The organism is Micromonospora sp. CA-263727 (assembly GCF_050942455.1).
In the GTDB taxonomy this organism is placed as follows: Bacteria; Actinomycetota; Actinomycetes; order Mycobacteriales; family Micromonosporaceae; genus Micromonospora.
On the sequence record NZ_CP192031.1, the window covers coordinates 3897930 to 3913105 of the forward strand.

A 15176-nucleotide genomic window follows, 5' to 3' on the forward strand; every position below is an offset into this window, starting at 1 on the left:
AAGGAGGATCACGATGACCCTGCTCGACACCGGCACCTGGCACGGCACCGTCTACAGCGATGGCTGGGTGGAGGCGGCCGGCGGCACGGCGCCCGTCCGCTCACCGGCCACCAGAGAGGAGATCGGCCGGGTCGGCGTGGCGGACGCCACCGACGTGGCACGCGCCTGTGCCCGGGCCGCCGAAGCACAGCGTGCCTGGGCCGCGACCAGCTACCTGGAGCGGGCCGCCGTGCTTCGTCGGGCCGGGGCGTTGTGGGAGCAGCACGCCGCCGAGGTCGGTGACTGGCTGGTCCGCGAGGCCGGGTCGATTCCGCCGAAGGCCGGCGTCGAGACGGCCACCGCGGCGCAGGAGTGCTACGAGGCGGCGGCCCTGGCCGCGCACCCGCTCGGCGAGATCATCCCGAGCGCCCAGCCCCGGCTGAGCCTGGCCCGCCGGCTGCCGGTCGGCGTGGTCGGCGTCATCTCGCCGTTCAACTTTCCGCTGATCCTGGCCATCCGCTCGGTCGCGCCGGCGCTGGCGCTGGGCAACGCGGTGGTGCTCAAGCCGGACCTGCGCACGGCGGTCTCCGGCGGGCTGGCCCTCGCCCGGGTCTTCGAGGAGGCCGGGCTGCCCGAGGGGCTGCTGCACGTGCTGCCCGGCGGGGTGGACGCCGGGGAGGCGCTGGTCGCCGACCCGCGGGTACGGGTGATCAGCTTCACCGGCTCGACCGCCGCGGGCCGCAAGGTCGGCGAGGCCGCCGCCCGCCACCTCAAGCGGGCGCACCTGGAGCTGGGTGGCAACTCCGCCCTGGTGGTGCTCGACGACGCGGATCTCGACCTCGCCGCCTCGGCCGGCGCGTGGGGTTCCTTCCTGCACCAGGGGCAGATCTGCATGACCACCGGCCGGCACCTGGTGCACGAGAGCCTCGCCGAGCGGTACGTCGAGGCGCTGGCCGCCAAGGCCGACCACCTGCCGGTCGGCGACCCGGCCAAGGAGCAGGTGGCGCTCGGGCCGATCATCGACGAGGCCCAGCGCGACAAGATCCATGCCCTGGTCACGGCGAGCGTCGACGCGGGGGCCCGGCTGGCCGCCGGCGGCACCTACGACGGGCTGTTCTACCGCCCGACCGTGCTCGCCGACGTCACCCCGACCACTCCGGTGTACGCGCAGGAGGTCTTCGGCCCGGTCGCCCCGGTGGTCGCCTTCGCCGACCTGGACGAGGCCGCGGCCCTCGCCAACGGCACCGAGTACGGGCTGTCGCTGGGCGTCCTCAGCCGCGACGTGATGAAGGCGATGGCGCTGGCCGACCGCATCCCGAGCGGCATCGTGCACATCAACGACCAGACCGTCGGCGACGAGGCGGTGGCCCCGTTCGGCGGGGTCGGCGCCTCCGGCACCGGTTCCCGGTTCGGCGGGGCGGCGGCGAACGTGGAGGCGTTCACCGAGACGCAGTGGCTGACCATGCAGGGCGACATCACCCGGTACCCGTTCTGAGGGGAGGGAGAGCACCGTGGCGGGCGGGACCCGCTCCCCGGGGGCGTCGGTGACCTCGCGGGTGTTGGCCATCCTCGGCGCGTTCGACGTGGCCCACCCGGCCCTGGCGCTCAGCGACATCGCCCGGCGGGCCGGGCTTCCGCTGGCCACCACGCACCGGCTGGTCGCCGAACTGGTGACCGGCCGGGCGCTGTCCCGGGCCGCCGACGGCACCTACATAATCGGCGTACGGCTGTGGGAGGCCGGGCTGCTGTCACCGCTGCACACCCGGCTGCGCGAGGCGGCGCAGCCCTTCCTCCAGGAGCTGTACGCCACCCTGCGGGAGAACGTGCACCTGGCGGTCCGCGACGGTGACGAGGCGCTGTACGTGGAGAAGGTCACCGGGCACCGGTCGGTCCCCACCATCTCCCGGGCCGGTGGCCGGCTGCCGTTGCACGCCACCGGGGTCGGCAAGGCGCTGCTGGCCTTCGCCCCGCCGGAGGTGATCGCCGCGCACCTGCGTCGTCCGTTGCGCCGCTGCACCGCGTACACCGTCACCGAACCGGGCCGGCTGGCCCGCGAGCTGGCCGGGATCCGGGAGCGGGGCTGGGCGCGTACGCACGAGGAGATGACCCTCGGCTCCTGCTCGGTCGCCGTCCCGGTGCCCGACGCCGACGGTACGATCCTGGCCGCGATCGGGGTCGTCGGGCACAGCCTCGGCGCCGCCCCGCAACGGCTGGTGCCGGCGCTACGGGCCGCCGCCGAGCAGGTGGCCGACCGGCTGGCCGAAACGCACGAAACGATGCCCCCGTACGCACCGGCGCGACGACGGGCGAGCGCGTGAGTGGTTTCCGTGCAGCCCCGGGTAGCGTCGGCACGGTGGCGGGGTCGGGCGCGCTGCTCGGTGTCGTCCTGCTCGCGCTGAACCTGCGGGCCGCCATCGCGGTGCTCTCCCCGCTGCTGCCGGACGTGCAGGCCGACCTGGACCTGGGCAACTTCGCCGCCGGCCTGCTCACCACGCTGCCGGTGCTCTGCTTCGGGTTGTTCGCGCCGCTCGCCGCGCTGCTGGGCCGCCGGATCGGGATGGAGGCCGCGCTGCTGGCCGGGATGCTCGGCATCGTGGCGGGCAGCGTGGTCCGCACCGTGCCCGGCATCTGGTGGATGATCGCCGGCACGGTGGTCATCGGCGCGGCGATCACCATCGGCAACGTGCTGGTGCCCGGCATGGTCAAGCAGGACTTCGCGCGCCGGCAGGGCACCGTGACCGCGCTGACCACGGCGGCGTTGACCGGCGGCGCGGCGGTCGCGGCGGCGGTCGCCGCACCGCTGGCGCACACCGGGATCGGCTGGCGGGGCACCCTGCTGCTGGTGGGCGCGCTCGCCGCGGTCGCCGCGGTGGTCTGGGCGCCGCAGCTGCGCCGACGCCACCGCGCCGGCACGCTCACCCTCGGTGGCGGCTCGGTACGGCGCTCCCCGATCACCTGGGCACTCGCCGCGTTCATGGGCATGCAGTCGCTGACCTACTACGCGCTGCTGGCCTGGCTGCCGACGATCCTGCGGGACGGCGGCGTCTCCCCGGCCGACGCCGGCTGGGCGCTCGGGCTGTTCAACCTGCTCGGCATCGCCACCGCCGTGGCCGCGCCGGCGGTGGCCGGCCGGCTGCCCGACCAGCGCCTGCTCGGCGTCGGCGTGGCGGCGGCGTGGACGGTGGGACTCTCCGGCCTGCTGCTGGCCCCGGCGCTGTACCTGTTGTGGGCGGCCGTGACGGGGCTGGCGCAGGGCGCGGGAATCGGTCTCGCGCTGGCCCTGATCGTGTTGCGGGCCGGTGGCCCGCAGTCGGCCCGGCAGCTGTCCGGGACGGTGCAGTCGGTCGGCTACCTGGTGGGCGCCGCCGGGCCGCTGCTGCTCGGCGGGCTGCGCGACGCCTCCGCCGGCTGGAACGTGCCGCTGGCCGCGCTCTGCTTCGCGGCCGTCACCATGGGCACGGCCGCCTGGTGGGCCGGCCGGGACCGGCAGCTCTGACCAAAATGATCAAGTTGGTTTTCCACTGAGCGGAAACCGGCAGCGGCGGCGTCCGCCGCCGGCGGGCAGGCTGATGACCGGGGCGGCAAGGTCGCCGCCATCATCAGGACGTCAAGGAGGCAGGGATGCGCACCCAGGTCGGCATCGTCGGGGCGGGACCGGCCGGTCTCATGCTGTCGCACCTGCTGCACCGGCAGGGCATCTCCTCCGTGGTGCTGGAGAGCCGCAGCCGGGAGTACGTGGAACAGCGGCTTCGCGCCGGGGTGCTCGAACAGGGCTCGGTCGACCTGCTCCGGGAGACCGGGCTGGGCGCGCGCCTGGACCGCGAGGGGATGCGGCACGAGGGCATCGAGCTGCGCTTCGACGGCGAGTCGCACCGGGTGCCGATGACCGAACTGACCGGGCGGGCGATCACCGTGTACGGGCAGCAGGAGGTGGTCAAGGACCTGATCGCCGCCCGGCTCGCCGCCGGCGGGACGATCCTGTTCGAGGCCGAGGCGGCACGCCTGTCCGGCCTGGAGTCCGCGCCCGCGGTGCACTTCCGGCACGAGGGCCGGGAGGAGGAGCTGCACTGCGACTTCGTGGTCGGCTGCGACGGCTTCCACGGGGTGAGCCGGGGCGCGGTGCCGGACGGGGTGCTACGCACCTACGAGCGGACGTACCCGTTCGCCTGGCTGGGTGTCCTCGCCGCCGCGAAGCCCGCGGTGGACGAACTCATCTACGCCCACCACGAGCGCGGTTTCGCCCTGTACAGCCTGCGCTCGCCGGAGATCTCCCGGCTCTACCTCCAGGTGCCCGCCGACGAGGAGATCGCCGACTGGCCGGACGAGCGGATCTGGGCCGAGCTGCGGACCCGGCTGGAGACGGTGCCCGGCTGGACGCTCAACGAGGGGCCGATCCTGGAGAAGGCGATCACCCCGCTGCGCGGCTTCGTGGTCGAGCCGATGCAGTGGCAGCGGCTCTACCTGGCCGGCGACGCCGTGCACATCGTCCCGCCGACCGGGGCCAAGGGCATGAACCTCGCTCTCGCCGACGTCGCGCTGCTCGGCGACGCCTTCGCCGCCTGGTACGCCGACGGCCGCACCGACCTGCTCGACAACTACTCGGACACGGCGCTGCGCCGGGTCTGGCGGGCGCAGCAGTTCTCCTGGTGGATGACCTCGATGCTGCACCGGCTCAACGCCGACGACCCGTACGAGGCGAAGCTCCAGTCGGCGACCCTGCGCTACGTGACCACCTCCCCGGCGTACGCCACCAGCCTGGCGGAGAACTACGTCGGCCTACCCCAGGTGTGAGGCCGGGCCCCGCCGCGCGGGGTCAACGGGCAGGGGGAGAGCGCCGAGGGGCAGGTCTCCCATCGATGTGATTTCACCGAGAAATATTTATTTCTCGGTGAAATCAGGCTCCTGACGACATCCGCCACCGGCCATGCATCCGCGCCGTGATGGGCCGGGCGAATGATCTCGGGCGGGACTCCGGGAACTGGCGGGGGCCGGTCTGCGACTAGGTGCTCAGGCGGCGGGCATCCGGGCGAACGGCGACAGCACTGACCCGAGGGGCACGGGCCAGCTTCACACGTACACCTCTATGTCGATCGGAAAAGTGCATGTCTCTGACGGAATTGTCCGGCGCGTCGGCGCCGGAGCCCTCCCCCGGCCCGGAACCGGCCGCCGCCGGCGCATCCGCTGCCCGTCCGCAACGACGCCCGTCGCCGCTGGCGGCGCTGCTGGTCCGCCTGCACTTCTACACCGGCATTCTGGTCGCCCCGTTCCTGGTGGTGGCCGCGCTGACCGGCCTGGCGTACACCGTCACACCGCAACTGGACCAGCTTCTCTACGGAGACCGGCTCACCGTGGCGGCCGTCGGCGAGCAGCCGAGGCCGCTGGCCGAGCAGATCGCCGCGGCGCGCGCCGCCCACCCGGACGGCGACCTCACCGCGGTCTCCCCCGGCATCGACGACCGGACGACGCAGGTGGTGTTCGCGCTGCCGGAACTGGGCGAGAAGCAGCACACCGTCTACGTCGACCCGTACACGGGCGAGGTGCGGGGGCAGTTGACCACCTGGTTCGGCTCCACCCCCGCCACCACCTGGCTGGACGACCTGCACCGCAACCTGCACCTGGGCGACCTCGGCCGGCACTACTCGGAGATCGCCGCCAGCTGGCTGTGGGTCCTGGTGCTCGGCGGGGTGATCCTGTGGTGGCGTCGCCGCCGCAACGGCCGTGGCCGGGTCAAGCACCTGCTGGCCCCGGATCTCTCGGCGGCCAAGGGTGTCCGGCGGACCCGGGGCTGGCACGCCACCACCGGCGTCTGGCTCGCCGTCGGGCTGCTGATGCTCTCGGCGACCGGGCTGACCTGGTCCCGGTTCGCCGGGGAGAACTTCGCCGCCGGGTTGGCCGCCCTCGACGCCAGCCGGCCCGGCCTGTCGACCAGCCTGACCGGCGCACCGGCCGACGGCGGCGGGGAGCACCAGCACGGTGGCGCGCCACCGGCGGCGGCCGACCCGGCGACCTTCGACCGGGTCCTCGCCGTGGCCCGCGACGCCGGATTGTCCGGACCGGTCGAGATCAGTCCGGGCGAGCCCGGCACCGCCTGGAGTGTCGCCCAGACCGACAACCTCTGGCCCGTCGGGCGGGACCGGGTGGCGATCGACCCGGACAGCAGCGCGGTGACCGCCCGCAGCGACTTCGCCGACTGGCCCTTCCTGGCCAAGCTCAGCGCCCTCGGCGTCCAGGCCCACATGGGCCTGCTCTTCGGCGTGGTCAACCAGATCCTGCTCGCCGCGCTCGCCGTCGGCCTGCTCTGCGTCATCGTCTGGGGCTACCGGATGTGGTGGCAACGCCGGCCCACCCGCGCCGACCGGCGCGCCCTGGTCGGGGTGCCGCCGGCCCGGGGCGGCCTGCGCGGGCTGCCACTGTGGGCGCTGCTGGTCGGCGTGCCGGTGACCGTCGCGGCCGGCTGGGCGCTGCCGTGGTTCGGCGTGACCCTGCTCGGTTTCCTGGTCCTAGACGTCGTGCTGGGCGTCGCGGCCCGGCGTGGCGGCGGCAGGGCCGCTCCCGCCGGTAGCTGACCGGTCCCGTCCCGGCCGGGTCGCCCGATCCGGCCGGGACGCGCCCTTGGAAATCGATGGTCCGGACCATGGCGCGCGGCGACGTTACGGGGTAGAAACATCTCAACCCAGTTCCTTCACACCGTGATACAAGTCCGCCACGGCAAGAGAGCGCTCTCACACCGTGGTCCACCATGTCGCCGGGCCGGACGAGCACAGGGCCCGACGGGAAGGACGAACGTATGCCGACCCCACCACGATCACGACGGCGACTCGGCCGGGCACTGGCCCTCGGCCTGGTGCTGACCACCACCGCGGTGGCCACGAACACCCCGGTCACCGCCGGCCCGCCACGCCCCACCACGCCCGGCTTCGGGCCCAACGTCACGATCTTCGACCCGAGCATGCCGGTCAGCCAGATCCAGGCGACCCTCGACGCGGCCCACGCCGCGCAGGTCGACAACGAGATGGGCACCACCCGGCACGCGTACCTCTTCCGGCCGGGCAGTTACGGCACCGCCACCCAGCCCCTCCAGATCAGGGTCGGCTACTACACCGAGATCTCCGGGCTGGGCGCCTCCCCCACCGACGTCGTGATCAACGGCAAGGTCGAGGCGTACAACCGTTGCCTGACCGAGGGCGGCACCGGCAACTGCATCGCGCTGGTCAACTTCTGGCGCACCCTGTCCAACCTGTCGCTGCGCATCAACGCCGCGGGCCAGGACGACTGCCGCGCCTCGGCCAACTTCTGGGCAGTGTCCCAGGCGGTGTCGCTGCGCCGGCTCGACATCAGCGGCGGCACGCTGTCGCTGATGGACTACTGCACCAACGGGCCGCAGTACGCCAGCGGCGGCTTCATCGCCGACTCCCGGCTGCCCGCCACCATCAACGGCTCCCAGCAGCAGTGGCTGACCCGCGACAGCGAGGTCGAGAGCTGGTCCAACGGCGTGTGGAACCAGGTCTTCTCCGGCGTGGTCGGCGCCCCCGACGACGCCGGGTTCCCCGACCCGCCGTACACCACGCTGGACACCACTCCGGTCAGCCGGGAGAAGCCGTACCTCTTCGTCGACGCCAAGGGCAAGTACCAGGTGCGGGTGCCCATCGCCCGACCCGACACCCGCGGCGTCACCTGGGCCAACGGCCTGACGCCGGGACGGAGCATCCCGATCGGCGACTTCTTCGTCGCCAGGCCGTCGGACTCGGCGCAGGTCATCAACGCCCAGCTCGCCCGCGGCAAGCACCTGCTGCTCACCCCCGGGGTGTACGGCGTGGCGCGCAGCATCGAGGTGCGCCGCCCCGACACGGTCGTCCTCGGCATCGGGCACGCCACCCTCACCGCCGTGAACGGGGCGGTGCCGCTCGACGTCGCCGGCGTACCCGGCGTGATCGTCGCCGGCGTCACCATCGACGCCGGACTCAAGGAGTCCCCGGTGCTGCTGCGGGTCGGCCAGAAGCACGGGCGCGGCCACAGCACGCCGAAAAACCCGATCACGCTCTCCGATGTGTACTTCCGGGTCGGCGGGCCGCACATCGGCAAGACGGACACCGCGCTGGAGGTCAACAGCGACCACGTGCTGATCGACCACACCTGGGTGTGGCGCGGTGACCACGGCGTCGAGGGCTTCACCAAGGGGGTCAACGGTGACACCGACCGCTGGCGTACCAACACCGGACGCTACGGCGCGGTCATCAACGGCGACCACGTCACCGCCACCGGCCTCTTCGTCGAGCACTTCCAGCGGTACAACACCGTCTGGAACGGTGAGCACGGCACCACGATCCTCTACCAGAACGAGCTGCCGTACGACCCGCCGACGCAGGCCGACTGGCGCAACGGCAAGGTCAACGGGTGGGCCGGCTACAAGGTCGGCGACCGGGTCCGGCACCACACCCTGTACGGCGGCGGCGTGTACGTGTTCAACCAGAACAACCCGTCGATCCGTACCGAGAACGGCTTCGAGGTGCCGGTCCGGCCGGGCATCCGGCTGCGCCACATCATGACGGTCAACCTCAGCGCCGGCACCATCGACCACGTCGTCAACGGCGTCGGCGAAGCGGCCGACATGGACCGCGTCGGCGCCCCCGTCTACCTCACCCAGTACCCGTAGGAAAGGAGGGGCCCCTTCTTAACGCCTCGTGCATAGGAAGGGGCCCCTTTTAACGTCTCAGCTCGGCGGTTGAACTCCCTGCCGGCGCCGCGCCGTACTCCTGCTCGCAACGGTCGGGGGACCACAGGCGTGAGGAGGCCGTGCGATGGACGTGCTGCTGGTGGAGGACGACGACTCGATCGCCGAGCCACTGGTCGACGGGCTGGCCCGCTACGGCATCTGCGCGCGACGGGTGGCCACCGGCGCCGCGGCGCTCGCCGCGGCCCGGGCCGAGATGGTGCTGCTGGACCTGGGCCTGCCCGACATCGACGGCATCGAGGTCTGCCGCACGTTGCGGCACCACGCGGACGTACCAGTGATCATGTTGACCGCGCGGGGCGGCGAGGCCGACCGGGTGCTGGGACTGGAACTCGGCGCGGACGACTACCTGGTTAAGCCGTTCAGCCTGCGGGAACTCGTGGCCCGGATGCATGCCGTCGGCCGCCGGACCACCCCGGGCGCAGGCGGCGGGCACGGCTCGCCGGAAGGCGCGCAGCGGGTCGGCGACCTGGTCATCGACCGCCGCACCCGCCGGGTCCGGTTGCGCGGCACGCCGGTCCCCCTCGCCCCCAAGGAGTACGACGTACTGGTGGCGCTGGCCGCGGATCCGGGTGCCGTGGTCACCCGGCGGACCCTGCTGGAGACGGTGTGGTCACCGAACTTCTTCGGGCGGGGCAAGACGTTGGACTTCCACGTCGCCTGCCTGCGCCGCAAGCTCGGCGATCCGGCCTGCATCGAGACCCTCCGCGGGGTCGGTTTCCGGCTCGCCGTGACGTCCTGACCCGGACATGGTCCGCCGGCTCCTCGTCACCTACCTCACTTTCGCGTTGCTGATCCTGGTCGCGCTCGAAGTGCCGCTCGGCTACGTCTACCAGCGCGGCGAGCAGCAGCGGGTGTTCGGGCACCTCGAACACGACGCCGAGGTGCTGGCCGCATTCGTCGACACCGCGCTCGGTCGCGGCGAGCCGGACCAGATCGACCTGCTGGCCGAGGAGTCGGCCCGGCGTTGGGGAGGCGAGGTCGACATCGTGGACGCCGACGGCCGGGTGCTCTCCGCGACCCGCCGCGACCACGCCGCGTCGGCCGCGCTGGTCGCGACGGTAGATCTCTCGGCGGTCGCCGGTGGCCAGGTCAGCAGCGGGATCAGGAGGTCCGACGGGGTGCCCACGATGTGGGTCGCCGTGCCGATCCACCCGGGCAAGCCGGACCAGGGCGCGCTGTTGTTCAGCGCCCCCACCGCGCCGATGACCACCCGGATCCACCAGTTCTGGTCGGTACTGGCCGGGGTCGGGGTGGTCGTGCTCGCCGCCGTGGCAGTGGTGGCGGTGGCGCTGGCCCGCTGGATCGGCCGGCCGGTCCGGGCCCTGGAACGCGCGACCCGCCGGCTCGCCGACGGCGAGATGTCCACAACGGCGGTACACGGCCCGCCCGAGTTGCGACGCCTGGCGGCCACCTTCAACGCCACCGCCACCCGGTTACAGGAGTTGATCGCCGCCCAGCAGTCCTTCGTCGGGCACGCCTCACACCAGCTCAGGACGCCCCTGGCGGCACTGCGGCTGCGCCTGGAGAACCTCGAACCCGACATCGGTACGGCCGGCCAGCCAAACCTGCGGGCCGCCCTCGTGGAGACCGACCGGCTGGCTCAACTGGTCGACACGCTGCTGGCGATGACCCGCGGCGCCCACCCCACCGATGCGCCCGAGCCGGTCCGGGTGGCCGCCGTGGTGGCGACCCGAACCGAGTCCTGGACCCCGGTGGCCGCCGCACGCGGGGTCACGTTGCGGACGTCCGGGCCGGACCCGACCCGGGCCTGGTCGCTGCCCGGCGCAGTCGACCAGATCCTGGACAACCTGCTGGCCAACGCGCTGGCCGTGGCACCCGCCGGCAGCACCGTCACCGTCACCTGGGGCCCGACGGCCGGCGTCGACACCGCCTCGGGCCCAACGGTGGACGGCGGCACCGCAGCCGGCCCGACGGCGGGCGGCGGCACCGGTGCGGTCGAGCTGCGGGTCACCGATGCCGGCCCGGGACTCAGCGCCGCGCAGCGTACGCAGGCGTTCCAGCCGTTCTGGCGGGCGCCCGGCGCGGCTCCCGGCGGGACCGGGCTTGGGCTCGCGCTGGTCCGCAAGCTCGCCGAGAGCAGTGGCGGGACGGCCCGGCTGGACGCCGTCGACGGGCCCGGTTTGGCCGCGGTGGTGGTCCTGCCGGAGGCGCAATGCCAGGAATCGGCCAGGAAACCGCCAGAGTTCGGCCGAGGGCTGAGCCGGGCCGGCGACCCGGCGCGTACTCCGGGTCGTAGTCAGCCGGCCGACGACGCCGGGCCGCCACCGGCCACCGGCGTCGCGGCATCAGTGGAGACCCTCGGAGGTCAGGATGCGTAGAGCAGTGCTGGTAGCGGTCACCATCGCCGGTGTCGCCGTCCCGTTGGTCGCCGGTACCGCGCTGGCCACCGCCAAGGACTCACGCCAGCGGGTCAGCACGGGATCCGGCGCGGGCTTCGAGATCGAGATCGATCCGAGGCTGGACGCGAAGTTCGGGCCGCGTCCGGTGAACGCGGTGCAGGCCGCCGAGATCGTCACCCAGCGGTTCGTCGGGGCCCGGGTGACCGAGGCCGAGTTGGACGAACGCGACGGCGGCCCGATCTGGGAGGTCGAGTTCGTGCTCGGCGGCCGGGAACGGGAGGTCGACGTGGACGCGGTCACCGGTGCGATCCTCGCCGACGACGATGACGATGACGACGACGACCGGGATGACGACGACCGCGACTGATCTCCCGGCGACCCGGCGACCGGCGCAAGGCCGGTCGCCGGGTCCGGTCAGGATTCCGCCCCCGCGGATCGCGGAGCGTGGTCGGACGCGCAGCGCGTCATGCCAGGTGCCCGCCGAGTTTCGTATAGCCGCGCAGCAGGTCGCGAGAGATGATCAGCCGCTGCATCTCGTCGGTGCCCTCGAAGATGCGGTAGAGGCGCACCTGCCGGTACCAGCGTTCGATCGGCAGCTCGCGGGTGTAGCCCATGCCGCCGTGGATCTGGAGCACCCGGTCCACCACCCGGTTGACCATGCCGGCGCCGTAGAGCTTGGCCATCGAGGAGGCGTGCCGCGGGTCCAGGCCGGCGTCGACCGTCCAGGCGGCACGCAGGATGAGCCAGCGGGCCGCCTCCAGCTCGGTCTCCGAGTCGGCGATCATCCACTGGATCGCCTGGTTGGTGCCGATCTTCGCGCCGAACGTCTCCCGGGTGTTGGCGTGCTCGATCGCCATCCGCAGGGCGCGTTCGGCGATGCCGACGGCGTGCGAGGGGATGGTGTAGCGCCCCTTGCCGATCCACTCCATGCCGAGGGTGAAGCCCTGGCCGAGTTCGCCGAGGATGTTGCGGTGCGGCACCCGTACGTCGTCGAAGACCAGGGACGCCGGTCCCCCCTCGCCCATGGTCTGGATGAACTCCGACCGCCAGCCCATCGCCCGGTCCACCAGGAACGCGGTGGCGCCGCCGTGACGGGCGCCCCGCTCGGGGTCGGTGACCGCGATGACGATCGCGAAGTCGGCGTCGTTGCCGCCGGTGATGAAGGTCTTCTCGCCGTTGAGGATCCAGTCGTCGCCGTCGCGGCGGGCGCTGAACCGGATGTTGGCGGCGTCCGAGCCGGCGCCCGGCTCGGTGATGGCGAAGCAGGAGATCCGCTCGCCCTCGATGGTGGGCAGCAGGAACTCCGCCTTCTGCTCCTCGGTGGCGTGGAAGAGGATGTTGTCGGCCTCGCCGCCGAAGCGGAACGGCAGGTACGACCGGCCGATCTCCGTCCAGATCAGGGACTGGACGACGGCGGGCAGCTCCATGCCGCCGTACTCCTGCGGCGTGGCCAACCCCCAGAAGCCGAACTTGCGCGCCTTGAGCTGCAACTCGCGCAGCTCGGAGCGTTCCAGGCCGGGCTGGTGCGCCCGTTCCCGGCGCAGCAGCTCCTGTTCCAGCGGCATGACCTCTCTGGCGATGAAGTCGCGGGCGGTGTCGCGGATGGCCCGTTCTTCGTCGGACAGCCCGAAGTCCATGTCTTCACCGGCTCCTCTCCGTGGACGCGTGCTCAGCGCGACCCATGGCGCTAAACTAACGCTGGAAGTTTTATGCTGTCCAGACCCCGGTGTGGCACAGTTCCGGGCGGAACACCATGCAGGAGGAGAAGATCCATGCCCCGGCCACGACAGGCGCTGCTCAGCCGGCAGCGGATCGTCGAGGCCGCCGCCACGCTGATCGACGCCGAGGGGCTGGCCGGGTTCTCCACCCGCCGACTCGCCGCCGAACTCGGCGTACGGGGCCCGTCGCTCTACAACCACTTCGCCACGAAGGACGAGATCCTCGACGCGGTGGCCGACAGCATCACCGGCCAGGTCGACGTGTCGTACTTCGGCAGGATCGACTGGCGGGAGGCGCTGCGCCGGTGGGGGCACTCCTACCGGGCGGCCCTGGCCGCCCACCCGAACATCGTGCCCTACCTGGCGCAGGGGCCCGGCCGGCGTCCGGCCGCGCTGGCGATGGCCGACGCCGTCTACGGCGGGCTGGTCGAGGCGGGCTGGCCACCGGCCCGGGCGACCCACATCGGCGCGCTGATGCGGTACTTCGTGGCCGGCTCGGCGCTGGGTTCGTTCGCCCGCGGCTTCGTCGAGGACCCCGGGCTGTACGCCGACCAGTACCCGCACCTGAGCCAGGCCCACCGCCTCGCCGAACACCAGCAACGCGTCGACGAGGGCGCCTTCACCCTTGGCCTGGAGACGCTCGTCGACGGGCTGGCACGCACCTACGAACGCACCGTCGGCCCGCTGCCGTCCCTTTGACAGACGAGTGGGCGGCCTTCGGCGGCGGGGCCACGACCGACCCGGGACCTCGACGCAGGGCTTCAGGGCGCGCCTTAGGAGTAGACGCTGCGCACGGAGTCATGACCTCGGTGAGTCCGGAAACCCGCGCCGGTCGCCGGTTGTCGAGCGCGCCTGCCGTGAAGGCGAGCCGCCGAGCGTCACTGCGTGCCTCGCCTCCACCGGCCTACTGCCGGCCGCTCTCGGATGGCGGGTGTCGGGTGAGGCCGCTGCGACCGGTCCACGGATCTTCGGGCCGGTGCGGTCAGGTGGCGGCGTCGCGTTCGGCGGCCTCGATGGCGGCGTCGGTGACCCGGAGCATGCCGAGCAGCAGGGTGAGCGCCAACCCACCCATGATCGCGAAGACCGCGCGGAGGCCGAACAGCTCGGCCAGCAGGCCGCCGACCACCGCGCCGACCGGCATGCTGCCCCAGGCGAGCAGCCGGTAGCTGCTGTTGACCCGGCCGAGCAGCCGGTCCGGGGTGATCCGCTGGCGCAGCGAGATCGTGATCACGTTCCAGGCCGCGAGCAGGATCCCGCCGCCGAAGAAGACCGCGCCGAGCACGAACGGGTTGGTGCTCACCGCCGGAGCGCCGACGACCACCGCCATGGCCACCACGGACACGCCGAGCGCGCGGGCCCGGCCGAGCCGGCGCTCGATCCACCCGGCGACCAGCGAGCCGAGCACGATGCCGGCGGCGATGGTGGTCAGGAAGATCCCGTACCCGGGCTCGGTGAGCCCGATCGCCGAGCCCGGCCCGACCGCGTAGAGCACCAGCACCGCGAAGACGGCGTTGGTGATGAAGTTGCTAACGCCCACCATTGTCGCCAGGGTGCGCAGCAGCCGGTGTCGCCAGAGGAAGCGCAGCCCTTCGGCGATGTCCGCGCGCAGGGTGCTGCGGCCCGCCCGTTCGATCCGGAACCGGCCGCCCACCAGGAGCAGCACCGCGACCGCGACGGCCCAGAGCCCGGCCGGCCCGGCCAGCGCCACGGCCGTGCCCGCGGCCACCAGCAGCCCGGCCAGCGGCGGGCCGACGAACTGGTTGGCGGCCAGTTCGACGGCGTGCAGCCGCCCGTTGGCCCGGGGCAGCGCCTCGCGCGCCACGAGCTGCGGCAGGATCGACTGGGCCGAGGTGTCGTACAGGGTCTCGGCGACGCCGGCACCGAACGCCACCAGGTAGAGCAGCCAGATCGACCCGACGTCGAGCGCCACCGCCAGCGCCATCGCGCCGAAGAGGGCCGCGCGCAGCGTGTTGGCGACCAGCATCACCCGACGCCGGTCGAGCCGGTCGACGAGCGCGCCGGCCGGCAGCGCGAAGAGCAGCCACGGCAGGCTGAACGCCGCCACCACCCCGGCGACCAGCACCGGCGAGCCGGTGTAGCCGACCGCGACCAGCGGCAGGGCGATCTTGACGATCCCGTCGGCGAGGTTCGACACCGCCGACGCCGACCAGAGCCGCCAGTACCTGCCACCCAGCCGGTCCGGCTCGGGGCGAGGCATCGTCACCGGATCCGTACGCAGTGAGTCCCCGACCCCTGTCATGCGCCCGATCATCGCAAAAGTCGCCACCGACGGTGTTCACCGGCCAGTCACCGGCAGTTTGGCTGGGGTCCGGAAGCCGGCCGTAAAGTCCCGACGCTGGCTCAATCCAGGAAATAAGGACGGTT

At 72.7% G+C, this 15176-nt stretch carries 12 protein-coding genes; 10 read left to right on the forward strand and 2 right to left on the reverse strand.

Translation table 11 applies throughout. The annotated features are described in order from the left end of the window. The first annotated feature begins 13 nt into the window (after positions 1-13). The 9 genes from ACQPYA_RS17165 to ACQPYA_RS17205 all read left to right on the forward strand — a co-directional run bounded on the left by ACQPYA_RS17165 (position 14) and on the right by ACQPYA_RS17205 (position 11440). Positions 14-1474 (forward strand): benzaldehyde dehydrogenase, encoded by a 1461-nt coding sequence (locus ACQPYA_RS17165; protein ID WP_433528094.1) that lies wholly within the window; start codon positions 14-16, stop codon positions 1472-1474. A gap of 16 nt (positions 1475-1490) precedes the next feature. Beyond that, entirely contained in the window at positions 1491-2297 is an 807-nt protein-coding gene (locus ACQPYA_RS17170; RefSeq protein WP_433528095.1) for an IclR family transcriptional regulator, read from the forward strand. A 35-nt stretch (positions 2298-2332) separates the two neighbouring features. Continuing rightward, complete coding sequence (locus ACQPYA_RS17175) at positions 2333-3475, forward strand: MFS transporter (RefSeq protein WP_433528096.1); 1143 nt, start codon at positions 2333-2335, stop codon at positions 3473-3475. Positions 3476-3600: 125 nt separating this feature from the next. Beyond that, positions 3601-4770, forward strand: a complete 1170-nt coding sequence (locus ACQPYA_RS17180; protein ID WP_433528097.1) for a 4-hydroxybenzoate 3-monooxygenase — start codon at positions 3601-3603, stop codon at positions 4768-4770. Between the two features lie 311 nt (positions 4771-5081). Beyond that, positions 5082-6545 (forward strand): PepSY-associated TM helix domain-containing protein, encoded by a 1464-nt coding sequence (locus ACQPYA_RS17185; RefSeq protein ID WP_433528098.1) that lies wholly within the window; start codon positions 5082-5084, stop codon positions 6543-6545. Positions 6546-6766: 221 nt separating this feature from the next. Continuing rightward, positions 6767-8632 (forward strand): adenylyl cyclase, encoded by a 1866-nt coding sequence (locus ACQPYA_RS17190; RefSeq protein WP_433528099.1) that lies wholly within the window; start codon positions 6767-6769, stop codon positions 8630-8632. Between the two features lie 145 nt (positions 8633-8777). Beyond that, a complete protein-coding gene (locus ACQPYA_RS17195; RefSeq protein ID WP_433528100.1) occupies positions 8778-9452 on the forward strand; it encodes a response regulator transcription factor in 675 nt (224 codons plus the stop codon). Positions 9453-9459: 7 nt separating this feature from the next. Continuing rightward, positions 9460-11052 carry a HAMP domain-containing sensor histidine kinase gene (locus tag ACQPYA_RS17200; RefSeq protein WP_433528101.1) on the forward strand — a complete coding sequence of 531 codons (1593 nt, stop codon included), beginning with the start codon at positions 9460-9462 and terminating at the stop codon, positions 11050-11052. Beyond that, the gene (locus ACQPYA_RS17205) at positions 11045-11440 is read left to right on the forward strand and encodes a PepSY domain-containing protein (protein ID WP_433528102.1); all 396 of its coding nucleotides are present in this window, start codon (positions 11045-11047) and stop codon (positions 11438-11440) included. The genes ACQPYA_RS17200 and ACQPYA_RS17205 overlap by 8 nt, the downstream gene beginning before the upstream one ends. Positions 11441-11537: 97 nt before the next feature. Here the strand turns inward: ACQPYA_RS17205 and ACQPYA_RS17210 are convergent, their stop codons facing one another. Next, complete coding sequence (locus ACQPYA_RS17210; protein WP_433528103.1) at positions 11538-12710, reverse strand: acyl-CoA dehydrogenase family protein; 1173 nt, start codon at positions 12708-12710, stop codon at positions 11538-11540. Between the two features lie 135 nt (positions 12711-12845). Here ACQPYA_RS17210 and ACQPYA_RS17215 point away from each other — a divergent pair, with 135 nt between their 5' ends. Next, positions 12846-13490 (forward strand): TetR/AcrR family transcriptional regulator, encoded by a 645-nt coding sequence (locus ACQPYA_RS17215; RefSeq protein WP_433528104.1) that lies wholly within the window; start codon positions 12846-12848, stop codon positions 13488-13490. A 283-nt stretch (positions 13491-13773) separates the two neighbouring features. On the opposite strand, the gene ACQPYA_RS17220 is transcribed toward ACQPYA_RS17215, so the two are convergent. Then, positions 13774-15051 carry an MFS transporter gene (locus ACQPYA_RS17220; RefSeq protein WP_433528105.1) on the reverse strand — a complete coding sequence of 426 codons (1278 nt, stop codon included), beginning with the start codon at positions 15049-15051 and terminating at the stop codon, positions 13774-13776. Positions 15052-15176: the final 125 nt, after the last annotated feature.